The sequence below is a fragment of the Pseudomonas sp. V98_8 genome (genome assembly GCF_029967975.1).
Lineage (GTDB): Bacteria > Pseudomonadota > Gammaproteobacteria > Pseudomonadales > Pseudomonadaceae > Aquipseudomonas > Aquipseudomonas umsongensis.
Genome location: NZ_JASCAE010000053.1, coordinates 35,574 through 59,094, shown reverse-complemented (window position 1 = coordinate 59,094; position 23,521 = coordinate 35,574). Strand labels below are relative to the sequence as shown.

Sequence of the window (23,521 nt, the reverse complement as noted above, 5' to 3'; positions counted from 1 at the left end):
AGATCCTCTCTTGATTACTTCGCAGCGTTCGACGCCATATCGTTGTCGGCGCTCAGTTCACGCACGGCGATATAACGTTCGCTGCGACGGGTGCGATCCAGCACCTGCCCTACCAATTGACCACAGGCCGCGTCGATGTCTTCACCACGGGTGGTGCGGACAGTGACGTTGAAACCGGCATGATGAAGCTGATCCTGGAACCGACGAATGGCATTGTTGCTAGGCCGCTCGTAACCGGAGTGCGGGAACGGGTTGAACGGGATCAGGTTGATCTTGCACGGGATGTTCTTGAGCAGCTCGATCATTTCAACGGCGTGCTCGACCTTGTCGTTCACGTCCTTGAGCAAGGTGTACTCGATGGTCAGCACGCGCTTTTCGCCCAGGGACGACATGTAGCGCTGGCACGACTCGAGAAGCATCTTAAGCGGATACTTCTTGTTGATCGGCACCAATTGGTTACGCAATGCGTCATTCGGTGCGTGCAGTGACAACGCCAGGGAGACGTCGATGTGCTTGGACAGCTCATCGATCATCGGCACCACGCCGGAGGTCGACAGGGTCACGCGGCGCTTGGAAATGCCGTAGCCCAGATCGTCCATCATCAGGTGCATGGCCGCGATGACGTTGTCGAAGTTCAGCAGCGGCTCACCCATGCCCATCATCACCACGTTGGTGATGGCACGGTCGACGGTTGCCGGGACGCTGCCAAAGGATTTGTTGGCAATCCACACCTGGCCGATGACTTCGGCGGCGGTGAGGTTGCTATTGAAGCCTTGCTTGCCGGTGGAGCAGAAACTGCAATCCAGGGCACAGCCTGCCTGGGACGAAACGCACAAGGTGCCGCGTTTGCCCTGGGGAATGTACACGGTCTCGACGCAGCTGCCGGACGCCACGCGCACCACCCACTTGCGGGTGCCGTCGCTGGAGATGTCCTCGCTGACCACTTCCGGACCGCGAACTTCAGCAACGGCCTTGAGCTTCTCGCGCAGGGCCTTGCTGACGTTCGTCATGGCGTCGAAATCATCGACGCCAAAGTGGTGAATCCATTTCATTACCTGACCGGCACGGAAACGCTTCTCCCCGATTGAGTCGAAGAATTTTTCCATTTCCTGTTGAGTCAGACCCAGCAGGTTGGTTTTTACAGTCGATGTAGTCATGGATTCACCTTCACTCTTAAGCCAATGCTTAGCGAGTGGTTACTTCAGTAGCTGCGAAGAAGTATGCGATTTCGCGAGCGGCAGCGGCTTCGGAGTCCGAACCGTGTACGGCGTTGGCGTCGATCGATTCAGCGAAGTCAGCACGGATGGTGCCGGCAGCAGCTTCTTTAGGGTTGGTAGCGCCCATCAGCTCACGGTTGCGAGCGATGGCGTTTTCGCCTTCCAGAACCTGGACAACAACCGGACCGGAGGTCATGAACGCTACCAGGTCACCGAAGAAACCGCGCTCGCTGTGCTCAGCGTAGAAGCCTTCGGCTTCGGCTTTGGACAGTTGCTTCATTTTCGAAGCTACAACGCGCAGGCCAGCGTCTTCGAAACGGGAAACGATCTTGCCGATCACGTTTTTAGCAACGGCGTCAGGCTTGATGATGGAGAAAGTACGTTGAACAGCCATGGTGTAACTCCAGAAACGGTAATTTGCGAAAAATTAAACCCGCGAATTATACGCGGGTTCTTGGGTATTGCCTAACCTGCTGCGTGGCTCAGTCGCGTTCTTCGATCCAGTGGGCCTGAATGGCCTCCAGGATCTTTTCGCCACAATGCTCAGGCTTGTCGTCGAATTCGGGCAATTCCATCACCCATTTACGCAGATCGACGAAGTTGACCGACATAGGGTCCACTTCAGGCTTGCTTTCAGCCAGCTGGATCGCGATTTCCAGCACATCAGTCCACTTGAGACTCATGACAGTTCCTTGAATCAGTGCGGCGCTTCGGCTGCGTGGTTGAGCGAGTATTTCGGAATTTCGACAGTCAGGTCTTCGGTGCCGACCTTGGCCTGACAGCCCAGGCGCGACTCACGCTCCAGCCCCCAAGCCTTGTCGAGGTAGTCCTCCTCCAGCTCATCAGCCTCTTCCAGCGAATCGAAACCCTCGCGGATGATGCAGTGGCAGGTGGTGCAGGCGCAGACGCCGCCACAGGCACTTTCCATCTCGATATGGTGTTCGTGAGCCAGCTCGAGGATGGAAATACCCGGCTCAGCCTCGACGACCATGCCTTCAGGGCAAAACTTTTCGTGTGGCAGAAAAATGACCTGCGGCATCGTTATTCCTCAATCTCATTCAGGTTGCGCCCCGCCAGCGCGGCTTTCACCGTCGAGTCCAGGCGGCGGGCAGCAAAGGCGTCGGTCACTTGCGACAGACGCTTGGTCTGCTGCTCGATGGCGTAGCCATCGGTACCTTTCATCAGTTCGGTCAGTTCCTGCACTTGCAGTTCGATGACCATGCGCTCGTCGGCGTCCAGCAAGCGCTCGCCGTCAGCTTCCAGGGCGGCCTGTACCGCTTCGATCAGGCGCTGGGCATCGACCTGCTGCTCACGCAGAACGCGGGCAACCTTGTCGTCGTTGGCGTGCTGGAACGAATCCTTGAGCATCTTGGCGATTTCGCCGTCGGTCAGGCCGTAGGACGGCTTGACCTGGATGCTGGCCTCGACGCCTGAACCCAGTTCGCGAGCGGAAACACTGAGCAAGCCATCGGCATCGACCTGGAAGGTCACGCGAATCTTCGCCGCGCCGGCCACCATCGCCGGAATACCGCGCAATTCGAAGCGCGCCAGGGAGCGGCAATCACTGATCAGCTCGCGCTCGCCCTGCAACACGTGGATCGCCATGGCCGACTGGCCATCTTTGTAAGTCGTGAAGTCCTGCGCCCGAGCGACGGGGATGGTGGTGTTGCGTGGAATCACCTTCTCCATCAGGCCGCCCATGGTTTCCAGGCCCAGGGACAACGGAATCACGTCCAGCAGCAGCAATTCATCGCCATCGCGCTTGTTGCCAGCCAGGGTATCGGCCTGGATCGCGGCACCGATGGCCACCACTTGATCCGGGTCGATTTCAGTCAATGGCTGGCGACCGAAGGCTTCGGCGACGGCTTCGCGGACGCGAGGCACGCGAGTCGAGCCGCCAACCATGACCACCGCATGCACGTCTTCCAGCTCTACACCGGAATCACGCACCGCGCGGCGACAGGCTTTCAGGCTGCGCGCGACCATCGGCTCGATCAAGGCATCGAAGGCTTCGCGGGTCAGCTCGGCTTTCCAGTCGCCATGAGTCACTTCGACCGACGAGGCGTTGGTCAGGGCTTCCTTGGCGGCGCAAGCCGTTTGCAGCAGCTGACGCTGCGCACCCGGATCGAGATTGGCGGACAGACCGGCGCTCTCGATGATCCAGCCAGCAATTGCGTGGTCGAAGTCATCACCGCCCAGGGCGCTGTCGCCGCCGGTAGCCAGGACTTCGAACACACCGCCGGTCAGGCGCAGAATCGAAATATCGAAGGTGCCGCCGCCCAGGTCATAGATGGCAACCAGGCCTTCGGCGTGCTGGTCCAGACCGTAAGCCACTGCCGCAGCGGTCGGCTCGTTGAGCAAACGCAGCACATTCAGGCCAGCCAGTTTGGCCGCATCCTTGGTGGCTTGACGCTGGGCATCGTCGAAATAGGCAGGAACAGTGATGACCGCACCTACCAGCTCGCCGCCCAAAGTGGCTTCGGCACGCTGGCGCAAGACCTTGAGGATGTCCGCCGAGACTTCGACCGGGCTTTTCGGCCCCTGGATCGTCTCGATGAACGGCATGTGCGACTCGCCACCGACAAAGCGGTACGGCAACTGATCACCCAATTGCTTGACGTCGGACAGACCACGACCCATCAAGCGCTTGACCGACAGCACGGTGTTCAAGGGATCGGTGGCGGCAGCCAGCTTGGCGGATTCGCCAACCTCGACGCGATCGGCGTGATAGCGCACGGCAGACGGCAGGATGACCTGCCCTTGCGCATCAGCCAGCGGCTCGGAAAGACCACTGCGCAACGCAGCGACCAGCGAATTGGTAGTGCCCAAGTCGATCCCCACAGCCAGGCGACGCTGGTGCGGTTGAGGACTTTGGCCGGGTTCGGCGATCTGCAGTAGGGCCATCGTTATCAGGACTTATCTGTATATCAGGCGTGCGACCGGAGCGGCACTGGGTTAATCGTCGAGGCGCTCTTCCAGCTGGCGCACTTCGTAGGTCAGCTTGTCGAGGAACTGCATGCGCCGCATCAGGCGTTCGGCCTGTTCACGTTGCGCTGCATCATTCCAGCAAGCTGCGAAACTGTCGTTCAGTTTTTCCTGAGCCACTTTCAGGCGGCGCTTGAAGACGGCAACGCCATTGAGGTCGGCGCTGTCCTGCAGGTCTTCGAGCTCTTCGCGCAACTCCATCTGTTGCAGAAGAAACTCCGGATCATGCACCGTGACCTCCAGCGGCAGCTCGCCACCATTCAAGGCGAGCAGGTAACGCGCGCGCTTGGGTGGACTCTTGAGCGTCTGGTAGGCCTCGTTGAGGCTCGCGGATTGCTCTAGCGCCAGCCGCTGCTCCCGCTCGGAAGCGTCGGCAAAGCGGTCTGGATGAACACTGCGCGCCAACTCTCGGTAGCGCGTAGCCAGCTGGTCGAGATCCAGGTTGAAGCTCGGTTGCAGCTCGAATAAAGCGAAATGACAAGGAGTACCCACGACAAGCCTCAGATGTTGAAGCTTTCGCCGCAGCCACATTCACCGCGCACGTTGGGGTTGTTGAACTTGAAGCCTTCGTTCAACCCTTCCTTGACGAAATCGAGCTCGGTGCCGTCCAGGTAGGCCAGGCTTTTCGGGTCGATGATCACTTTCTCGCCGTGACTCTCGAACACCTGGTCCTCTGCAACCACCTCGTCGACAAACTCCAGCACGTAGGCAAGGCCGGAGCAGCCCGTGGTGCGAACACCCAGGCGAATCCCCTCACCTTTGCCGCGCCCGTCAAGGGAGCGTCGCACGTGTCGAGCAGCCGCTTCTGTCATGCTGATAGCCATCGGTGACTCCTTACTCGTCGCCAAAAACTGAAAGTCAGATCAAGCCTTTCTTCTGCTTGTAATCGCGAACGGCCGCCTTGATGGCGTCTTCGGCGAGTACCGAGCAGTGAATTTTGACTGGCGGCAGGGCCAGCTCTTCAGCCAGCTGGGTGTTCTTGATGGTTTCCGCTTCGTCCAGGGTCTTGCCCTTCATCCACTCGGTGGCGAGGGAGCTGGAAGCGATAGCCGAACCGCAGCCGTAGGTCTTGAACTTGGCATCTTCGATGATGCCGGCGTCGTTGACCTTGATCTGCAGGCGCATCACGTCGCCGCACGCCGGAGCGCCGACCATGCCGGTGCCGACATCAGGATCTTCCGCGTCCATCTTGCCGACGTTGCGCGGGTTTTCGTAGTGGTCGATGACCTTTTCGCTGTAAGCCATGATTCTCAATCCTCACTCATCAGGGCCGCTCTTGAGACCCTGTAGCTGCGCTTGCGTCAGTCGCCGCGTCGCTACAGGAGCTGTATCTGGCGGCTTCTTTATTTAGTGTGCCGCCCACTCGATCTTCGAGATATCGACGCCGTCTTTGTACATGTCCCACAGCGGCGACAAAGCGCGCAGCTTGGTAACGGCCTCGCAGACTTTCTGCGCGGCATAATCGATTTCTTCTTCGGTGGTGAAACGGCCGAAGGTGAAGCGGATCGAGCTGTGTGCCAGTTCGTCGTTGCGGCCCAGGGCGCGCAGTACGTACGAAGGCTCCAGGGACGCCGAGGTGCAGGCCGAACCGGACGAAACCGCCAGGTCCTTGAGCGCCATGATCAGCGACTCGCCTTCAACGTAGTTGAAGCTCAGGTTCAGGTTGTGCGGGACGCGGGCGGTCATGCTGCCGTTGACGTACAGCTCTTCCAGGTGCTCGACCTGCTTGTAGAAACGGTCGCTCAAGGCCTTGATGCGCACGTTCTCGGCAGCCATGTCTTCCTTGGCTACCCGGAAAGCTTCGCCCATGCCGACGATCTGGTGGGTCGCCAGGGTGCCCGAACGCATGCCGCGCTCGTGACCGCCGCCGTGCATGGTCGCTTCGATACGTACGCGCGGCTTGCGGCTGACGTACAGCGCGCCGATACCTTTAGGACCGTAGGTCTTGTGGGCGGAGAACGACATCATGTCGACTTTCAGCTTCTGCAGGTCGATCTCGACCTTGCCAGTGGACTGGGCGGCGTCGACGTGGAACAGGATGCCCTTGGAACGGGTCAGCTCGCCGATGGCCGCGATGTCGTTGATGGTGCCGATTTCGTTGTTCACGTGCATGACCGAAACCAGAATGGTGTCGTCGCGCAGTTCGGCCTCGATCATCTCAGGCGTGACCAGGCCGTCGGTGCGAGGCTCGATGTAGGTCACTTCGAAACCTTCACGCTCCAGTTGGCGCATGGTGTCCAGGACAGCCTTGTGCTCGATCTTGGTGGTGATCAGGTGCTTGCCTTTGGTGGCATAGAAATGTGCCGCACCCTTGATTGCCAGGTTGTCGGATTCGGTGGCACCGGAGGTCCAGACGATTTCGCGCGGGTCGGCGTTGACCAGGTCGGCCACCTGACGACGGGCGTTTTCGACGGACTCTTCGGCCTTCCAGCCAAACACGTGGGAACGGGACGCCGGGTTACCGAAGTTTCCGTCGACCAGCAGGCATTCACTCATCTTTTGCGCGACACGCGGATCAACCGGGGTAGTCGCAGAGTAATCAAGGTAAATCGGCAATTTCATGGACTATCTCCTAAATCAGGCTGGCTGGCGTGCCGCTAGCTCTCTGGCTGTCATTCGACGGCGGACGCTTCAATCTTGTCCAGGCGTGGCGCCTTGCTGTTGCAACGGCGTTGATCCTGACGCTGGGCTACTTCTTGCACCTCACGGCGAGTCACAAGGTCAGCCAAGCTGATACCGCTCAGAAATTCGTGAATCTGCAGGCTCAGATCGCACCACAAGTGGTGGGTCAGGCAGGTGTCGCCTTGATGGCAATCACCCTGGCCCTGGCATTTGGTTGCATCGACCGATTCGTTCACGGCATCGATCACCTGGGCGACCTGGATACCTTGCATGTCGCGTGACAGCTGGTAACCGCCGCCTGGACCACGGACGCTGGACACCAGATTGCTACGGCGCAATTTGGCAAACAGCTGCTCGAGGTAGGACAGGGAGATGCCTTGGCGCTCGGAGATATCGGCCAGGGACACGGGCCCGTGCTGCGCGTGCAACGCCAGGTCAAGCATGGCGGTCACGGCGTATCGGCCTTTTGTAGTCAGTCGCATGGACAATTACCACGGAGTTCGGAATGAGGCGAGTATGCAATTCCCGAGTATTTAAGTCAACTATAAGACCTAGTACTTTAGTCAGGTTTACCCGCAAAAGAGCGGCCGCATCATATCAGGATCTGCGACTTAATGGCACACCGCTTAGCGCGGTGCCATTGTCTAAATGCGACCTGTAGGAGCTGCCGCAGGCTGCGATCTTTGATTTTGCTTATATAAGACAAGATCAAAAGATCGCAGCCTGCGGCAGCTCCTACAGGGGGGGGGATTCAGCCGGCCTGGCTTTGGTCCTTGTCCTTCACACAGGCGAAGTCTTCTTCACGCAGCTCGGGCAGGTCCTTGGCACAGTAATTACTGCCCAGGTCCTTCAACGCCCCGCACATCCCCTCCAGACGCCCATCGACCGCCTGCAGGTGGTCGAGCAATTGGTTGATGGCGCGTGCCACCGGGTCCGGCATGTCTTCAGTCACGCCGTAGGCATCGAAGCCGATTTTCTCGGCCATGGCCTTGCGCTTGGCATCCAGCTCCTGGTCCGGCTTGACGATGATCCGCCCCGGAATGCCCACCACCGTGGCACCCGGCGGCACTTCCTTGGTGACCACGGCGTTGGAGCCGACTTTGGCACCCGCCCCCACAGTGAACGGGCCAAGCACCTTGGCACCGGCACCGACCACCACACCATCACCCAGCGTCGGGTGGCGTTTGCCCTTGTTCCAACTGGTGCCGCCCAGGGTCACGCCCTGGTAGATGGTCACGTCATCGCCGATTTCGGCGGTTTCACCAATGACGATGCCCATGCCATGGTCAATGAAGAATCGCCGCCCGACCTTGGCCCCCGGGTGGATCTCGATCCCGGTCAGCCAGCGGCCGAAGTTCGACACCAGCCGCGCCAGCCATTTCAGGTCGGCGCGCCACAGCATCGCCGACAAACGGTGGATCCAGATGGCATGCATGCCGGGGTAGCAGGTCAGGACTTCAAAAGCGTTACGCGCCGCCGGGTCTCGATGGAAAACACTCTGGATATCTTCACGCAAACGCTCAAACATCATTAATCCTTCCGCTTAAGAAGCTCACCACGGGCCGCTTTCTGGGTTTCCGTGAGGATGCCACGCAAAATATTCATTTCCGCCCGGCTGACCGAGCTGCGTCCGTACAACCGGCGCAGGCGCGCCATCAAGTGCCGTGGCTTTTCCGGGTCGAGAAATTCGATGGCCACCAGGGTTTGTTCCAGGTGCTCATAGAACCGCTCCAGCTCATCCATGGTCGCCAGCTCAGCGCTTTTGACCGAAGCCACTTCCTCCTTCTCGACCTTGGTTGGCTGACCTTGGGCGGCCAGCCAGGCCATGCGCACTTCATAACTCAACACCTGCACCGCCGCCCCAAGGTTCAGAGAACTGAACTCAGGGTCTGATGGGATGTGCACGTGATAGTGACATCGCTGCAGCTCTTCGTTGGTCAGGCCGGAATCTTCCCGACCGAACACCAGGGCGATCTCGGCCCCCTGCCCGGCTTCCTCGACCACTTTGGTCCCGCATTCGCGCGGGTCCAGCAGCGGCCAGGGAATGCGCCGGTCGCGAGCACTGGTGCCCAGCACCAGATTGCAGCCGACCAAGGCATCTTCCAAGGTGGCGACGACTTGCGCCTTTTCAAGGATGTCACCGGCACCGGAAGCACGGGCATCGGCCTCGTGGTGCGGGAACAGGCGTGGTTCGACCAGCACCAGGCGCGACAGCCCCATGTTTTTCATGGCGCGCGCGGTCCCGCCGATATTGCCCGGATGGCTGGTATTGACCAGGACGACACGAATGTTTTGCAGCAAGGGAGGCGCTCTCGAACACATTATCGGGAGCAGAATCTTACAGCGCCCACTACCGTTAAGCCATGAAAGCGAACGTCGTCCTTCTCCTGTAGAAACTTTCTGATAGAATGCCCGGCTTTCTTTAACAACCTTAGGTGACACATCCATGCAGCCCATGCTGAATATCGCGCTGCGCGCCGCCCGCAGCGCCAGTGAATTGATCTTCCGCTCCATCGAGCGCCTGGATACCATCAAGGTCGACGAAAAAGACGCCAAGGATTACGTATCCGAGGTGGATCGCGCCGCCGAACAGAAAATCATCGACGCCCTGCGCAAGGCGTACCCGAATCACTCGATCATGGGTGAAGAGACCGGCCTGCACGCCGGCACCGGCATCGAAGGCGAAGAGTACCTGTGGATCATCGATCCGCTGGACGGCACCACCAACTTCCTGCGCGGCATCCCTCACTTCGCTGTCAGCATCGCCTGCAAATACCGCGGTCGCCTGGAACACGCTGTGGTCCTGGACCCGGTTCGCCAGGAAGAATTCACCGCCAGCCGTGGTCGCGGCGCCCAACTGAACGGCCGTCGCCTGCGCGTCAGCGGTCGCACCAGCCTGGACGGCGCCCTGCTGGGTACCGGCTTCCCGTTCCGTGACGACCAGATGGACAACCTCGACAACTACCTGGGCATGTTCCGCGCCCTGGTCGGCCAGACCGCCGGCATCCGCCGCGCCGGTTCGGCAAGCCTGGACCTGGCCTACGTGGCCGCCGGTCGTTTCGACGCCTTCTGGGAGTCGGGCCTGTCCGAGTGGGACATGGCAGCAGGCGCCCTGTTGATCCAGGAAGCAGGCGGCCTGGTGAGCGACTTCACCGGCGGTCATGACTTCCTTGAAAAAGGCCACGTCGTAGCCGGCAACACCAAATGCTTCAAGGCAGTACTGACGGCCATCCAGCCGCACCTGCCAGCCTCGCTGAAGCGCTAAGCGTCCAAGCGACAGAAAAAGCACCCTACGGGGTGCTTTTTTTATGCCTGGAATTTGATCCCCCAAACACCACAAATCCAAATGTGGGAGCGGGCTTGCTCGCGAAGAGGCCGTGTCAGTCGATAAAGATGGCGACTGATACACCGCTTTCGCGAGCAAGCCCGCTCCCACAGGGGATGTGTGGTGGCGCACAAATAGCGTGCGCACAAAAAAGCACCCCGCAGGGTGCTTCTTTTTGAATCTGACTTCAGCGGATCAATGCGCCTGCTGATTCTCCGACAAGATCAACTTGCCCTCTTTATCCACAGGGATCTGGTTCCCTGGATCGCGATCCATCCGCACCTTGCCTTCCTTGCCATCGAGCGAATAACGCACGTCGTAACCCACGACCTTGTCGCTGATGTCATTTACCGTATTACAACGGGTCTGGGTCGTGGTGTAGGTGTCACGCTCTTGCATGCCCTCCTGCACCTTGTTACCGGCATAACCACCACCGACAGCGCCTGCAACCGTGGCAATCTTCTTGCCCGTGCCGCCGCCGATCTGGTTACCCAGCAAGCCACCTGCCAGCGCACCTACCACGGTACCGGCAATCTGGTGTTGATCTTTGACCGGCGCTTGCCGGGTGACCGCTACATCCTTGCACACTTCACGTGGAGTCTTGATTTGCGTCTTGACCGGCTCAACCGCGAGTACTTGCGCGTACTCAGGGCCATTATCCTTAACCAGGCTGTAGGTGGCCACAGCACCGCCGGCAGTTACACCGACAGCACCCAGTACAGCACCAACCAGCATCGACTTGTTCACATGAACCTCCTGAACATCACATGCGGAGCGCGTCTGCGCTTCTCCCAGCCTTGGAGTATAAAAAAAGGCGCGAGTTCAACTCGCGCCTTTTTGGACTACATCGCCGAAGGAATTGGCCTTCAAGGACGGTCGTCGACTTCCTTCTCGGTGTTGGCCGCAGGAATCAGGTCTTCGGAGCTCAGGTTCAGCCAGATCAGCACCACGTTGGCGATGTAGATCGAGGAGTAAGTACCCGCCAATACACCAATAAACAGCGCGATGGAGAAGCCGAACAGGTTGTCACCACCGAAGAACAGCAGGGCCGCGATCGCCAGCAAGGTGGAGATCGAGGTGGCCATGGTGCGCAGCAGGGTTTGCGTGGTCGAGATGTTGATGTTCTCGATCAGGCTGGCCTTGCGCAGTACCCGGAAGTTCTCACGAACCCGGTCGAATACCACGATGGTGTCGTTGAGCGAGTAACCGATGATCGCCAGTACCGCCGCCAGCACCGTCAGGTCGAAGGTGATCTGGAAGAACGACAGGATACCGATGGTCACGATCACGTCGTGGATCAGGGACACGATCGCCCCGACCGCGAACTTCCACTGGAAGCGGAACGCCAGGTAGATCAGGATGCCGCCCAACGCCATCAGCATGCCGAGGCCGCCCTGGTCGCGCAGCTCTTCACCCACCTGCGGGCCGACGAACTCGACGCGCTTGACCGTCGCCGGGTTTTCGCCGCCGACCTTCTGCAAGGCCTCGGCCACCTGGTGACCCAGTTGTGGATCCTCACCCGGCATACGCACCAGCAGGTCGGTGGTTGCACCGAAGTTCTGCACGATGGCTTCGTGATAACCCGCGGTCACCAGCTGCTCACGCACCTTGGTGACGTCGGCCGGACGCTCGTAGGTCAGCTCGATGAGCGTACCGCCGGTGAAGTCCAGGCCCCAGTTCATGCCCTTGGTGGCGACGCTGAACAAGGCCAGCACGGTAAGGAACAATGTGACGCCGAACGCAACGTTGCGAACGCCCATGAAGTTGATTGTACGTAACATGGCAGCCCCTTAAATCCACAACTTCTTGAAGTCACGTCCGCCGAAGATCAGGTTGACCATCGCGCGGGTCACCATGATGGCCGTGAACATCGAGGTAAAGATCCCGAGGGACATGGTCACTGCGAAGCCCTTGACCGGCCCTGTGCCCATGGCAAACAGGATGCCGCCGACCAGCAAGGTGGTCAGGTTGGCGTCGAGAATCGCGGTGAATGCCCGGCCGAAGCCTTCGTTGATTGCGCGCTGCACGGTCATGCCCGCGGCGATCTCTTCACGAATCCGCGAGAAGATCAGCACGTTGGCGTCGACCGCCATACCCATGGTCAACACGATACCGGCGATGCCCGGCAGGGTCAGCGTGGCCCCCAGCAGCGACATCAAAGCCAGCAGCATCACCATGTTCACCGCCAGTGCGACGGTGGCAATGATGCCGAAGAAGCGGTAGATGGCGATGATGAACAGCGACACGAACAGCATGCCCCACAGCGACGCATCGATACCCTTGGTGATGTTGTCGGCACCCAGGCTCGGGCCAATGGTGCGCTCTTCAGCGAAGTACATCGGGGCGGCCAGGCCACCGGCACGCAGCAGCAGCGCCAGTTCCGACGACTCGCCCTGGCCATTCAGGCCGGTGATGCGGAATTGCGCGCCCAGCGGCGACTGGATGGTCGCCAGGCTGATGATCTTCTTCTCTTCCTTGAACGACTGCACCGCGACGTCTTTCTCGACACCGTTGACCACTTGCTTGGTGTAAGTGGTAACCGGACGCTGCTCGATGAAGATCACCGCCATGCTGCGACCGACGTTCGAACGGGTCGCACGGCTCATCAGCTCGCCACCGTGGCCATCCAGGCGGATGTTCACTTCTGGCGTACCGTGCTCGCCGAAACCAGCCTTGGCGTCGGTCACCTGGTCACCGGTGATGATCAGGCCACGCTCGATCAGCGCAGGAGGACGCTTGCCCTCACGGAACTCGAATTCCTCGGACGTGGCCTTCGAAGCGCCAGGCTCGGCGGCCAGGCGGAACTCAAGGTTGGCCGTCTTGCCGAGGATACGCTTGGCTTCGGCAGTGTCCTGCACGCCCGGCAGCTCAACCACGATGCGGTTGGCGCCCTGACGCTGGACGATCGGTTCGGCAACACCCAGCTCGTTGACGCGGTTACGGACCGTGGTCAAGTTCTGCTTGATGGAGTATTCACGGATTTCCGCCAGCTTGGCCGGGGTCATCGCCAGACGCAGCACCGGTTGGCCATTGAGGTCGGCCGGAACAATGTCGAAATCGTTGAAATTCTTGCGGATCAGGCTGCGGGCCTGTTCACGGCTGTCTTCATCGGAGAAGCCCAGCTGAATGGCGCCGTTGAGTTGCGGCAGGCTGCGATAGCGCAGTTTCTCTTTACGCAACAGGCTCTTTACATCGCCTTCGTACACTTTCAAGCGTGCATCCAGGGCTTTGTCCATGTCCACTTCCAGCAGGAAGTGCACGCCACCGGACAAGTCCAGGCCCAGCTTCATCGGGTGCGCGCCCAGGCTGCGCAGCCATTGCGGGGTGGTTTGCGCCAGGTTCAGTGCAACGACGTAGTCATCACCCAATGCCTTGCGCACGACGTCTTTGGCCGGCAGCTGGTCTTCAGCCTTGGTCAGGCGAATCAAACCGCCCTTGCCGTTGGCAGCCAGGGTGGCAGCCTTGACGTTGATCCCGGATTCCTTGAGCGCAGCGCTCACACGGTCCAGATCAGCCTGATTGACCTGCAGCGCAGTGCTTGCACCGCTGACCTGAATGGCCGGGTCATCAGGATAAAGATTGGGAGCGGAATAAATCAGACCGATCGCCAGCACCGCCAGGATCAGAATGTATTTCCACAGAGGGTATTTGTTCAGCATCACGCCGCCCGCTTATGACGCGGGGCGCCTTGCGCGCCCCGTCGATTGAGTAGAAGTTGAAACTTAGATCGCTTTGAGCGTGCCTTTTGGCAGCGTGGCGGCGATGGCGCCTTTCTGGAACTTCATTTCGACGGTGTCGGAAACTTCCAGAACCACGAAATCGTCGGCCACTTTGGTGATCTTGCCGGCGATGCCGCCGGTGGTCACGACTTCGTCGCCTTTCTGCAGGCTGCTCAGCAGGTTCTTCTGCTCTTTGGCGCGCTTGGCCTGTGGACGCCAGATCATCAGGTAGAAGATGACCAGGAAGCCGACCAGGAAAATCCACTCAAAGCCGCCGCCCATAGGGCCTGCCGCAGGTGCAGCAGCGTCTGCCATGGCGTTAGAGATAAAAAAGCTCATTTAGCACTCCAGTTGCAAATGTTGAATCTTGGGGTCAGAAAACTCAGTCCAAAGGCGGCACGGGTAGCCCGCGTTTGGCGTAGAAGGCATCGACAAAGGCGGCCAATGTACCCTGTTGAATAGCCTCGCGCAAACCAGCCATAAGCACTTGATAATGACGCAAGTTATGGATGGTATTGAGCATGCTTCCCAGCATTTCGCCGCACTTGTCCAGGTGATGCAGATAAGCACGGGAGAAGTTCTGGCAGGTATAGCAATCGCAGGTCGGATCCAGCGGCGAATCATCATGGCGATGGAACGCGTTACGGATCTTGATCACGCCTGTGTCAATGAACAGATGCCCATTGCGGGCATTACGGGTTGGCATCACGCAATCGAACATGTCCACACCGCGGCGCACACCCTCCACGAGATCTTCCGGTTTGCCAACGCCCATAAGGTAACGAGGTTTGTCAGCCGGCATCTGGCCCGGCAGATAGTCCAGCACCTTGATCATTTCATGCTTGGGCTCGCCCACTGACAGACCGCCGATGGCCAGGCCGTCGAAGCCGATCTTGTCCAAGCCTTCCAGGGAGCGCATGCGCAGATCCTGGTGCATGCCGCCCTGAACGATACCGAACAGCGCCGCCGTGTTGTCGGCATGGGCGTTTTTCGAGCGCTGGGCCCAGCGCAGCGACAACTCCATGGACACGCGAGCGACGTCTTCGTCGGCCGGGTACGGCGTGCATTCGTCGAAAATCATCACGATGTCCGAGCCCAGGTCACGCTGGACCTGCATCGACTCTTCCGGCCCCATGAACACCTTGGCGCCGTCGACCGGGGAGGCGAAGGTCACGCCCTCCTCCTTGATCTTGCGCATGGCGCCCAGGCTGAACACCTGGAAACCGCCGGAGTCGGTCAAAATCGGGCCTTTCCACTGCATGAAATCGTGCAGGTCGCCGTGCTTCTTGATCACTTCCATGCCCGGGCGCAGCCACAGGTGGAAGGTGTTGCCCAGAATGATTTCCGCGCCAGTGGCCTCGATATCCCGCGGCAACATGCCCTTGACCGTGCCGTAGGTGCCCACCGGCATGAAGGCCGGGGTCTCGACGGTACCGCGCGGGAAGGTCAAACGACCGCGACGAGCCTTGCCGTCAGTAGCAAGTAACTCAAACGACATACGACATTGGCGACTCATTCTTTGTCCTCGGGGCCACGTGGTGCGGGGTTACGGGTGATAAACATCGCATCACCGTAGCTGAAAAAGCGGTATTCGTTGTCGACGGCGGCTTTATAGGCAGCCATGGTTTCCGGATAACCGGCAAACGCCGAGACCAGCATCAACAACGTGGATTCAGGTAAATGGAAATTGGTGACCAGGGCATCGACCACATGAAACGGCCGGCCCGGGTAGATGAAAATGTCGGTATCGCCGCTGAACGGCTTGAGCACGCCATCGCGGGCGGCACTTTCCAGGGAACGCACGCTGGTCGTCCCCACCGCCACCACCCGACCGCCGCGCGCGCGACAGGCGGCCACCGCATCCACCACGTCCTGGCCAACTTCCAGCCATTCAGTGTGCATGTGGTGGTCTTCGATCTTCTCGACCCGCACCGGCTGGAAGGTACCAGCGCCCACGTGCAAGGTCACGAACGCCGTCTCGACGCCCTTGGCGGCAATCGCCTCCATCAGCACCTGATCGAAATGCAGCCCCGCCGTCGGCGCCGCCACCGCGCCCAGGCGCTGGGCGTAGACGGTCTGGTAACGCTCGCGGTCCGAGCCTTCGTCCGGGCGGTCTATATAAGGAGGCAGCGGCATGTGCCCGACGCGGTCGAGCAGCGGCAATACCTCTTCGGCAAAGCCCAGCTCGAACAACGCATCATGACGCGCCAGCATCTCGGCCTCGCCACCGCCGTCGATCAAAATCTTCGACCCCGGCTTGGGCGACTTGCTGGAACGCACATGGGCCAGCACGCGATGACTGTCCAGCACCCGCTCCACCAGGATTTCCAGCTTGCCGCCGGAAGCCTTCTGGCCAAACAGCCGCGCCGGGATCACCCGGGTATTGTTGAACACCATCAAATCGCCAGGGCGCAAATGCTCCAGCAAATCAGTAAATTGACGGTGTGCCAGGGCGCCGCTGACCCCATCCAGGGTCAACAGGCGACTACCGCGACGCTCGGCCAAAGGGTGGCGGGCGATCAGCGAATCAGGGAGCTCGAAAGTAAAGTCAGCAACGCGCATGATGGGGTTCGTCTAGCAGGGCCGGGAAGTCTAGCGGAAATATCAAAAATTCTCCATGTACCTGATTGACCGACGGTTATCTCATCTTTATACTCCGCGGCCATTGCCCTGATGGCGGAATTGGTAGACGCGGCGGATTCAAAATCCGTTTTCGAAAGGAGTGGGAGTTCGAGTCTCCCTCGGGGCACCAAATTAAGAAAGGTCTTGCTTAGCAAGGCCTTTTTTTTCGCCCGCAGAAAAGCACCTGGCACCCCACCGACCTGTAGGAGCCGGCTTGCTGGCGATGCTTTTGACCCTCCTTTTCCAAGCCGCCCGCACCACCGGAACATTTCACAAGGACTCCCCCCATGGAATTGCACCTAGAAACCGTCGCCCTCTTCTCCCTCAAATTGGCTTACGAATCGGAAGATTCAAGCCCGATTTTGCGTGACGACCTGGTCATGGGTGATTACCAGCGGGATGTGTTTGAGTTGCTGGTGCGGCGGGGGGATGTTGAGGGGATTCAGGTGAAGGTGGGTGAGTGTGTGGGGTTGGCGTTGGAGGCTGTTGGGGGTGTGGATAAGCCGTTGGGGCGGGAGTTGGGGAGGTTGGTGGGGGAGTTTTCTGGGGTTAGGGGGATGGAGGAGCTTGGTGCGCCGCTCGTTGCGCTTAAGGATTATCTGAAAGACATCCAATGAAGGCGAACGACCCAAAAAAGCGGGTACGACCAATATCCGGACCGACGCTGGTCGTGACCTCTGATATAAAAGCTCACACAGTGCAAGGTGACAGTCTCCTTCCCTGGCGCTATCCCCCGCTCAAAATCAGGCGCGCGCTAATAATTGCCTGACAGATGGCACTCTGCTAGCGTCATCTGACTCAACACCAGTAGGGAATCGTATGGACGCGCAGGGACAGGTTCGCGCTTGGCTGCTTCAGCAGCAGGATTGGCTTCAGGAGACTGCTGATAGGCTCCTAAAGCACGGGGCGCTCACCCAAGATGATATTTCGCAAATCGCGGCTCGGCTTAAAACCCCGGAAGGCCAAGCCATCTCCAAACACAGAAGCTTCGACGAGCTAACACATGCCCCGGCTGGCTCCGTGCTACGACTGCGGAGCCTTGCGGACGTGACGGGCATTGAGAGCTTGGGTCCTCGCGCACCGCTAGATTTCGGCACAGGTAATTTGACAGTTATCTATGGCCACAACGGTTCTGGAAAGTCCTGCTACACAAGGATCCTGAAGAAGGCTACAGGTAAAGCTCGCGCGAGCGATCTCAAACCCAACGTTTTTCAGGCCACGCCGGCGTCGAGCAAATGCACACTCAACTTCGAGTTGGACCACGTACATGGAAGCGTTGAGTGGCATATCACTCATCCTCCCGTGGAGCAATTGCGCGAGATCGATATCTTTGACAGTGACGAAGCTCTGCACTACCTGAAAAGCGAGAGTGCAGCCACCTACAGCCCACCTATCATGGGGCTGTTTGAAAAGCTGGCTGCGGCTACTGACAAGGTTAAAGAGTCATTGCAATCAGAGCAGGATTTGCTCGTCAGTACCCTTCCCGCCATTCCTGCCATACATCAGGAATCACCCGCAGGAAAATCCTATCGAGGCCTCAGCTCATTGTCGGCATCAGCTGTTGAACAACTGCTGAGGTGGACCGCTGACGACTTAGCTAGCCTGGAGGCGCTGAATGAGCGGCTGAAAACCACTGATCCTGCTTCCCTTGCAAAGCAGAAACGCGAGACCAAGGTTCAGGTCATGCACATAATCAAAGGAGTCAGAGCAGCGTCGGAGGCATTTGACTTTAATAAAATAGAGGCTATCCGCTCACTAAGAGCAGATGCAGTCCAGAAGAGACGTATAGCTACCGAGGGAGCACAAGCCAAATCAGCGGTTCTCGAAGGTGTTGGTACGGCTACCTGGAGAGCCTTGTGGGAGGCGGCGCGCGCATACTCAGTTACGCCCTATCCACACCAAACGTTTCCAGTGACGCAGGATGGAAGGTGCGTCCTTTGCCAACAAGCCCTTTCCGCTGATGCCCAACGACGGCTGAACGATTTTGAGCAGTTTGTTCAAGGCAGGTTGGAAACAGACGCTAATTCTGCCGAAAAAACTTATAACCAGGCGCTGCTAAGCCTTCCGATTGCTTTGACAGAGGCCGAAGTGCAGACGCTATGTACTGCTGCTGCGTTGACTACCCCGGAATGGAGGGCTGCACTCTGGGCTTTCTGGAGCGCCGTTACGGAGATGAGAACGGCGCTATTTGACCATGAGATCGCGAAGTTAGCCGGCGCCTTACCTGACGTTACTGCCAATCTACTTATACTCGAGAATTACGGCGAGCAACTTGCTGCAGATGCCGTCCAGTTTGAACAGGACGCGCTTCAGTTTGACCGACCAAAGGCGATCGACGAGAAGAATATTCTCGAAGCCAAACAATGGGTATCACAGCAAAGTGAGGCGGTCAGGAAGGAACAGCAAAGGTTTAAAAATTACAAACTGCTTGAATCGTTGAAGAGCATCGCAAGCTCACGGCGTATCTCGACTAAGGCTACAGAAATTTCGGAAAACGTGGTTACCGAGGTGTATGTGGCGCGTTTCAATGACGAACTCCGTGCACTTGGTGCCACCCGAATTCAGGTTGAATTGGTAAAGACGAGAACATCTCGAGGAAAAGTGCTTCACCAGCTCAAACTCAAAGCGGTGAAAAACGGCGACCACTCCCCGGACAAGGTCTTGAGTGAAGGTGAGAGGAGAATCATATCTCTGGCTGCGTTTCTCGCCGACGTGACCGACAAGCCTGGGGTTGCTCCGTTCATCTTCGACGATCCGATTTCTTCACTGGACCATGATTTCGAGTGGAAGGTTGCCTGCCGTCTTGCCGAGCTGGCCAAAGAACGCCAGGTCCTGATCTTCACCCACCGGCTTTCGCTTTACGGGGTGATGGACGATGTGGCCAAGAAAATTGGTGAGTCATGGAAAAAAGCCAATTTTCGACAGATGTGCATCGAGTCCTTCGGTGGAGTCTCTGGCCACCCCGCAGGTCAAGCAGTGTGGAATAGCTCGACGAAGACAGCGAACAACATCCTGCTAGAGAGGCTGAGAGAAGCAAAAAAAATTGGAGAAACGGCTGGTGCAGCGGCGTACTACTCCCTAGCCCAAGGAATTTGTAGCGATTTTCGCAAACTGATCGAGCGGTCCGTTGAAGACGATCTACTCCAGAAAATCGTTGTGCGTCATCGTCGGGGCATTTCGACCGATGGGCGCTTGCCCGCCCTGCTCGAGATCACTCGTGAAGACCTTCATCGCATCGACGATCTCATGACCAAGTTCAGCTGCTATGAGCACAGCCAGTCTGACGAAATGCCTGTCCAGCCACCGGAGGAGGCAGAGCTTAAAGCCGACATTGAGTCGCTGAAGCAATGGCGAGATGACTTAGAGGCAAGACGCAAGAAGGCAGCATAGGCGTCTTAGGACGGAAGTTCTTCCGTGCGGAGGTTGCTGAGACGGAGTCTGTAACTAGAGAAAACCACGACGCCCCTGTCGTGGTCACCCACGAAGCGCTAGCAAAGCATCGCCAAAGCCTGCGCATAGAAATGCCCAAGACCACGATCCAGTAACAAGAATGGAATAAAAATGGGACAGATTTATTTTAATAAAAAGGGGGAAGATTTACCCCCCTTTTTCCTTTTTCCACTCCTAGTACTGCCGTGCGCTTTGGAACAACTCTACAACCTTACCCCGGACACTACTAAACGAGGCCAAGTGCACTGACTGCAAAAAGCCCAAGCAATATAACGATAAAAACCACCCCACTCCAATGCAAAACAATTAGTTTGCGCCTGAGGTTCCCAGGAAAGCTTTGCAGATCCTTAGCGTTGGCTCCGCCATCGCGAAGATACACATTAGGCATAGTCATAACGCCCATTATTGCAGCCAGAACGAACAACCTTCCCCAAGCCCCCCCATTCTTAAATTGAGCCCTAACCATAATAGATGGGCAGTTTTTCAAGTGATCCAGCATCATATCCATTCTGGTGTAGGCCAAATGCAGCGCAACGCCAAGGAAAATGAGAAGACCGCTAAAACCAATTATGCTGATACACAGAAATATCTTTTGCGCGACACTCACGCTCATTTCAGGGTCTCGTAAATTATCTCGCCGGTTTTTTCACCCGTCTTGCCGAGGGCATAGCCTGTAGCCAAAGAACCTGCTCCCACCACTACGAGTCCACATATCAGGGTCCCTGCGCCTGCTGTGGGTACTCCTAAAGCTGCGCAGATAATACCTGTCGTACCAGCGCCAAAGATCACGCCTGCGGCACTACCACCGACTATTCCCCCTATAAAAGATCCTCCCTCAGTGAACTTCACCTTTTTACAGGCCTCAGCATCCCCCGCTGTACACACGTCTTGAACCTTTACGGCAGATGCTCCTCCTCCGACCGCCGTCCCGACCCAACCGCCGTATTTGACGTATTTAGAAGCCTTCGCCACACCCTCAAGATGGGTGGCATGACCCGGTATTTGGCCCCCAGGACTGGCCTCCGTCCAGAGATGAACCAGGCTTTGACTGGAAATCCCTAACATTTTTTTCAAGTTGATATGGTCAGGGAATCCAATTCCCTTGCGGGTCAGTGTCGTCATATGGGTGTTCAGTTGTGCGAGCAGACGCTGGCGCTCTGCAAAGAACGCTGGCGAGCGCAGGTTCCCATCTCTCTGAAGCGTATTCTGTTGCAACGCTTCAATATCCCTCAAGGCATTGCCTACGTTGTCCAGGTTGTTCTTGAAAACGCTCGCGCCAATGCCGATAGCGTCTGAGCCATAGGTCAGGAAAGCCTGAATGACGTCTCGGTGTTGCACCATGAAATCCGCCTCTTCGGGGCTAAGCGTTTGAATGATCTGGTTGGTCTTGGCTGCCACGTCCATGAGCAGGGCTTCTTCACGGGTGCACTGGTAGTTGTTGGGGTCGCCCAGCACGATCATCGAACCGGCTTTGACATCGCGCAGGTTAGGATTGAGCAGCTTGAATTTACCCATCACCGCCGGGTCACGCAGGGTGAACAAGGAGGCTTCGAGCTGTTCGCGGGTGGTACTCTTGGGCACGATGTAGAAGCCTGGTTCCTGGGCTGCTGCACTGCCCAAGGACACTGGCTTGGGAGTGTTCGACTCAGATGCGAAACTGGCTGAGCGTGGTGCCGGATTGCCGGCGAGAGGTGTGGTCGGTTGGGGCGCGGCCCTTGTGGCCTGGGGCGCAGCACTGCTACGCGATTCGTAAGTGGCGGTGAAAACCGAGGGGATCAACCTGGCTCTGCACGGGCAGGTGCTGTAGCTGTCCAGCGAGCCCGCCACGATCCTGCCATGACTGTTGATGTAGGAGACGCCTCCCACGATGGTGTAGGTTTCGTCGTTTTTCCCGCAGGAAACACGGTCGCCTTCACGAGCATGGGCGATACCAAACATCATGACGCGTGTGTCGGCCTCTAAAACCTGGCCACCGCAAGTGGTCTTGTCACCCAGGCGAATGAAATGTCCTTGTGCCATTGTTGATCTCCCTCTCTGCTGGCGCCCCAGATAGCGCACCACGGTTAACGATCGATAAGCCGACTCGGGGTGAGTGGCTTAACGCAAAGTACGTGGACAGAGAGGAAACTCAAGATGGTCGAGAAAATCAGGAAAGATCCCACAAACCATGCGGAAAAAGCCGAAGAAAATGTAGACAGGACAAATACAAATTCGTCCTTAATTCGTAAAAACGTCAAAAAAACATACATTAATAACTTAGTCGTCCTTCGCCCCATTATCTTCTCGGCGGCAGGTCATGTACTGCTCGATTGATGGTTGCACCAGTGGTGACTGCACGATACCCTTCCGCCGTCGCTGCCAATTCAGCGACCGGGTGTGAGAACCCGTGGAAATCAAGGCGCTAAGCGCCCAAAAACCTGTCGTGGCGTTTTTTTCGTCTGCGATATGGCTTTATGGCGGCTGTGCGTGGGAGACCTTCGGGTCTGCCGGTTGCCTTGATTGCCGGTTTCTCACCCCGCGCACGGCTGTCACCCAAGCCCGTGAGAAGGCTCGTGGCAGCTCCTCAAATCAAGGATGTTGACCATGAACAAGATAAATCCGTTTGAAATTTGGCTTTTCCCACGACGTAATTCCCAATCGCGTAACGCCCTCCCCCATTGCCTCTCCATCCTCGGAGGTGGCCAATGACTGAACAACCTGAACTCAAAACCATCGGCTTAACCCCCGCCATCTACTGCTCCGATCAACCACTGTTCCACGTCACTCGCGGTGTTCCGCTCGGTGATGCGTTGTCGATGGCTTCTGATTTTCTGTTTCTGGCCAAGACGCTGACTGAAGATGCTGCCTATGCAAGGGATACCGACCGGCATGCCTGGGCTGCGCATTATTTGACGTCGATGAGTAAGGCGTTGGTGGATGATGCGGTGAAGGTGTTGGAGCGGGATCGGGTGGTTGGGCCGATGGGCAAGCGGGCGGCGGAGGCTGGAGGGTAGTTTTTGCGTTTTAGACGCCAGGCATGACGTTTGTAGGGATGGGTTTGGTTGCGGGGGCTTGGGCATTCTGTGGGCGTGGGGGTTGCCTTGGGTTTTTCGCGAGCATGCTCGCTCCTACAGGAAGCTGGTATGGGCAATCTTCGTGGTTCGTTAACAAGAAGGCTCGAATGGAATGCCGGACTGAGCCAGTCTGATGATGTGGCAATTTCGATTTCGCATTGAACACTGGTTTTGGTGACACCCGTGCGGGTGGCGGCGGAGGTTGAGGGGTAGTGGCTAGCTTCAGCAGTGATGTTGGCTGGGCTGGCGTTATCGCTGGCAAGCCAGCTCCTACAGGGTATTGCGGGGGCTGGTGGGTGTTGTTTGGCCCTGGTGGGTGAGTTGCTTTTTGATGCAGGACCCCATTTGGCATTTGTGTTGGCTGGGCTGGCGTTTTCGCGAGCAGGCTCGCTCCCACAGGGGGGGCACACAGGGGTTTTGCGTGCCGTTCGGTTGGATTAGCCCCGAGTTTCGGGCTTTGGTTGAGCGGACCGCTGCTTTTCGCGGAATGGTTTTGCCCATCTGCGCCGCAGAATTGCCTACGGTTCT

25 protein-coding genes and 1 tRNA gene are annotated in these 23,521 nt (G+C 58.0%); 6 read left to right on the top strand and 20 right to left on the bottom strand.

What is annotated here, in order from left to right; all coding sequences use genetic code 11:
* Window positions 1-14: 14 nt before the first annotated feature.
* From rlmN to trmJ, 12 genes are all read right to left on the bottom strand, one after another.
* Window positions 15-1,157 (bottom strand): 23S rRNA (adenine(2503)-C(2))-methyltransferase RlmN, encoded by a 1,143-nt coding sequence (gene rlmN / locus QLG10_RS18070; RefSeq protein ID WP_020795604.1) that lies wholly within the window; start codon window positions 1,155-1,157, stop codon window positions 15-17.
* 28 nt (window positions 1,158-1,185) lie between these two features.
* Window positions 1,186-1,611, bottom strand: coding sequence for a nucleoside-diphosphate kinase (gene ndk / locus QLG10_RS18065; protein ID WP_020795603.1), 426 nt, complete (start codon window positions 1,609-1,611; stop codon window positions 1,186-1,188).
* Window positions 1,612-1,699: 88 nt separating this feature from the next.
* Window positions 1,700-1,900 (bottom strand): Fe-S cluster assembly protein IscX, encoded by a 201-nt coding sequence (gene iscX, locus QLG10_RS18060; protein WP_168757286.1) that lies wholly within the window; start codon window positions 1,898-1,900, stop codon window positions 1,700-1,702.
* A 14-nt stretch (window positions 1,901-1,914) separates the two neighbouring features.
* Window positions 1,915-2,256, bottom strand: a complete 342-nt coding sequence (gene fdx, locus QLG10_RS18055) for an ISC system 2Fe-2S type ferredoxin (protein ID WP_020795601.1) — start codon at window positions 2,254-2,256, stop codon at window positions 1,915-1,917.
* A 2-nt stretch (window positions 2,257-2,258) separates the two neighbouring features.
* Window positions 2,259-4,121 (bottom strand): Fe-S protein assembly chaperone HscA, encoded by a 1,863-nt coding sequence (hscA, locus tag QLG10_RS18050; RefSeq protein WP_083348284.1) that lies wholly within the window; start codon window positions 4,119-4,121, stop codon window positions 2,259-2,261.
* A 51-nt stretch (window positions 4,122-4,172) separates the two neighbouring features.
* A complete protein-coding gene (gene hscB / locus QLG10_RS18045) occupies window positions 4,173-4,694 on the bottom strand; it encodes a co-chaperone HscB (protein ID WP_008025499.1) in 522 nt (173 codons plus the stop codon).
* A gap of 8 nt (window positions 4,695-4,702) precedes the next feature.
* Entirely contained in the window at window positions 4,703-5,026 is a 324-nt protein-coding gene (gene iscA / locus QLG10_RS18040; RefSeq protein ID WP_003227904.1) for an iron-sulfur cluster assembly protein IscA, read from the bottom strand.
* Between the two features lie 34 nt (window positions 5,027-5,060).
* Window positions 5,061-5,447, bottom strand: a complete 387-nt coding sequence (gene iscU / locus QLG10_RS18035) for a Fe-S cluster assembly scaffold IscU (protein ID WP_007974006.1) — start codon at window positions 5,445-5,447, stop codon at window positions 5,061-5,063.
* Window positions 5,448-5,549: 102 nt separating this feature from the next.
* Complete coding sequence (locus tag QLG10_RS18030; RefSeq protein WP_020795599.1) at window positions 5,550-6,764, bottom strand: IscS subfamily cysteine desulfurase; 1,215 nt, start codon at window positions 6,762-6,764, stop codon at window positions 5,550-5,552.
* Window positions 6,765-6,814: 50 nt separating this feature from the next.
* Window positions 6,815-7,306, bottom strand: coding sequence for a Fe-S cluster assembly transcriptional regulator IscR (gene iscR, locus QLG10_RS18025; protein WP_007903581.1), 492 nt, complete (start codon window positions 7,304-7,306; stop codon window positions 6,815-6,817).
* Between the two features lie 269 nt (window positions 7,307-7,575).
* Entirely contained in the window at window positions 7,576-8,352 is a 777-nt protein-coding gene (gene cysE / locus QLG10_RS18020; protein WP_110747044.1) for a serine O-acetyltransferase, read from the bottom strand.
* 2 nt (window positions 8,353-8,354) lie between these two features.
* The gene (trmJ, locus tag QLG10_RS18015; protein WP_033042604.1) at window positions 8,355-9,125 is read right to left on the bottom strand and encodes a tRNA (cytosine(32)/uridine(32)-2'-O)-methyltransferase TrmJ; all 771 of its coding nucleotides are present in this window, start codon (window positions 9,123-9,125) and stop codon (window positions 8,355-8,357) included.
* 145 nt (window positions 9,126-9,270) lie between these two features.
* Between trmJ and suhB the strand changes: the two genes are divergently transcribed.
* Window positions 9,271-10,089, top strand: coding sequence for an inositol-phosphate phosphatase (gene suhB / locus QLG10_RS18010; RefSeq protein WP_007941397.1), 819 nt, complete (start codon window positions 9,271-9,273; stop codon window positions 10,087-10,089).
* Window positions 10,090-10,344: 255 nt separating this feature from the next.
* On the opposite strand, the gene QLG10_RS18005 is transcribed toward suhB, so the two are convergent.
* From QLG10_RS18005 to queA, 6 genes are all read right to left on the bottom strand, one after another.
* Window positions 10,345-10,896, bottom strand: coding sequence for a glycine zipper 2TM domain-containing protein (locus QLG10_RS18005; RefSeq protein ID WP_020795595.1), 552 nt, complete (start codon window positions 10,894-10,896; stop codon window positions 10,345-10,347).
* A 119-nt stretch (window positions 10,897-11,015) separates the two neighbouring features.
* A complete protein-coding gene (secF, locus tag QLG10_RS18000; RefSeq protein ID WP_033040611.1) occupies window positions 11,016-11,930 on the bottom strand; it encodes a protein translocase subunit SecF in 915 nt (304 codons plus the stop codon).
* Between the two features lie 9 nt (window positions 11,931-11,939).
* Window positions 11,940-13,808: a protein translocase subunit SecD gene (gene secD / locus QLG10_RS17995; protein ID WP_188265055.1), complete on the bottom strand. Its 1,869-nt coding sequence runs from the start codon at window positions 13,806-13,808 to the stop codon at window positions 11,940-11,942.
* Window positions 13,809-13,871: 63 nt separating this feature from the next.
* A complete protein-coding gene (yajC, locus tag QLG10_RS17990) occupies window positions 13,872-14,207 on the bottom strand; it encodes a preprotein translocase subunit YajC (protein WP_007982729.1) in 336 nt (111 codons plus the stop codon).
* A gap of 43 nt (window positions 14,208-14,250) precedes the next feature.
* The gene (tgt, locus tag QLG10_RS17985; protein WP_020795592.1) at window positions 14,251-15,366 is read right to left on the bottom strand and encodes a tRNA guanosine(34) transglycosylase Tgt; all 1,116 of its coding nucleotides are present in this window, start codon (window positions 15,364-15,366) and stop codon (window positions 14,251-14,253) included.
* Between the two features lie 14 nt (window positions 15,367-15,380).
* Window positions 15,381-16,430 (bottom strand): tRNA preQ1(34) S-adenosylmethionine ribosyltransferase-isomerase QueA, encoded by a 1,050-nt coding sequence (gene queA / locus QLG10_RS17980; protein WP_020795591.1) that lies wholly within the window; start codon window positions 16,428-16,430, stop codon window positions 15,381-15,383.
* Window positions 16,431-16,535: 105 nt separating this feature from the next.
* Here queA and QLG10_RS17975 point away from each other — a divergent pair.
* The 3 genes from QLG10_RS17975 (at window position 16,536) to QLG10_RS17965 (ending at window position 19,880) form a co-directional block, all read left to right on the top strand.
* Window positions 16,536-16,620, top strand: a tRNA-Leu gene (locus QLG10_RS17975).
* A gap of 157 nt (window positions 16,621-16,777) precedes the next feature.
* Window positions 16,778-17,107, top strand: coding sequence for a hypothetical protein (locus tag QLG10_RS17970; protein WP_282487781.1), 330 nt, complete (start codon window positions 16,778-16,780; stop codon window positions 17,105-17,107).
* A 202-nt stretch (window positions 17,108-17,309) separates the two neighbouring features.
* Window positions 17,310-19,880 carry an AAA family ATPase gene (locus tag QLG10_RS17965; protein WP_282487780.1) on the top strand — a complete coding sequence of 857 codons (2,571 nt, stop codon included), beginning with the start codon at window positions 17,310-17,312 and terminating at the stop codon, window positions 19,878-19,880.
* 286 nt (window positions 19,881-20,166) lie between these two features.
* Here the strand turns inward: QLG10_RS17965 and QLG10_RS17960 are convergent, their stop codons facing one another.
* Together QLG10_RS17960 and QLG10_RS17955 are read right to left on the bottom strand one after the other, a co-directional pair.
* The gene (locus QLG10_RS17960) at window positions 20,167-20,553 is read right to left on the bottom strand and encodes a hypothetical protein (RefSeq protein WP_282487779.1); all 387 of its coding nucleotides are present in this window, start codon (window positions 20,551-20,553) and stop codon (window positions 20,167-20,169) included.
* Window positions 20,550-21,959, bottom strand: coding sequence for a PAAR domain-containing protein (locus QLG10_RS17955; protein WP_282487778.1), 1,410 nt, complete (start codon window positions 21,957-21,959; stop codon window positions 20,550-20,552). Before QLG10_RS17955 ends, QLG10_RS17960 begins: the two co-directional genes overlap by 4 nt.
* A 114-nt stretch (window positions 21,960-22,073) precedes the next feature.
* Between QLG10_RS17955 and QLG10_RS17950 the strand changes: the two genes are divergently transcribed.
* Both QLG10_RS17950 and QLG10_RS17945 read left to right on the top strand, forming a co-directional pair.
* Window positions 22,074-22,253 carry a hypothetical protein gene (locus QLG10_RS17950; protein WP_282487777.1) on the top strand — a complete coding sequence of 60 codons (180 nt, stop codon included), beginning with the start codon at window positions 22,074-22,076 and terminating at the stop codon, window positions 22,251-22,253.
* Between the two features lie 371 nt (window positions 22,254-22,624).
* Window positions 22,625-22,933 (top strand): DUF3077 domain-containing protein, encoded by a 309-nt coding sequence (locus QLG10_RS17945; protein ID WP_188265047.1) that lies wholly within the window; start codon window positions 22,625-22,627, stop codon window positions 22,931-22,933.
* Window positions 22,934-23,521 lie beyond the last annotated feature (588 nt).